Origin of the sequence: Nonomuraea spiralis, assembly GCF_014648435.1 — a bacterium.
In the GTDB taxonomy this organism is placed as follows: domain Bacteria; phylum Actinomycetota; class Actinomycetes; order Streptosporangiales; family Streptosporangiaceae; genus Nonomuraea; species Nonomuraea spiralis.
In genome coordinates, this window is record NZ_BMRC01000093.1 from 1 (window position 1) to 721 (window position 721).

1 protein-coding gene is annotated in these 721 nt (G+C 66.6%); it reads left to right on the forward strand.

What is annotated here, in order from left to right; translation table 11 throughout:
- The first annotated feature begins 155 nt into the window (after window positions 1-155).
- Window positions 156-623, forward strand: coding sequence for an IS5 family transposase (locus IEZ27_RS53450; RefSeq protein ID WP_189654322.1), 468 nt, complete (start codon window positions 156-158; stop codon window positions 621-623).
- The last annotated feature ends 98 nt before the right edge of the window (window positions 624-721 follow it).

A 721-nucleotide genomic window follows, 5' to 3' on the forward strand; every position in this document is an offset into this window, starting at 1 on the left:
AGTGCGATCAGAAGGGCGTCTAGGTCAGTCTTCACACACCGACCATGGACGCCCTTCGTCACGCTCGCAGCCGATCACCGAATTTCACATCAGCGATCTAGGTGCTGTTTCTTAGATCTGCTGACTGATCGTGCCTGGACAGTCACGATGGGCCTATGGGGCGAGGTGACTTAACCAACGCAGAGTGGGAGCGGCTCGAGCCGCTCCTGCCCGAAGGCGGCCGGCAGGGCGGACGGTGGAACGACCACCGAAGGACGATCAACGGCGTGTTGTACCGGGCGCGCACCGGACTGCCCTGGCGGGACCTGCCCGAACGATTCGGCCCCTGGATCACGGTCTACAAGCGGCACCGACGCTGGTCGGCCGATGGCACCTGGCAGCGATTGCTGACCGCGATCCAGACCGAGCAGGACGCCCAAGGCCAGATGGACTGGGACATCTCCGTGGACTCCACCACCGTCCGGGCGCACCAGCACGCCGCTGGCGCGCCCCTCACCCCGCCGCCCCTCCCCGCACCGCCCGGCCGACAAAAGGGGGGCGCGGCGGGGACAAACCGGGGCGATCCGGTGCTGGCCGCGCTGGCCGCCCGGCTGGCGGAGGTGGTCAGACTGGAGAATGTCTAGGAGCTGTTTCTTAGATCAGGTCCGGAGCCAGATAGCCAGGGCGGCCAGGGTGACGGTGCCGAGGAAGATGTAGGCGCGTTTGTCATAGCGCGTGGCCA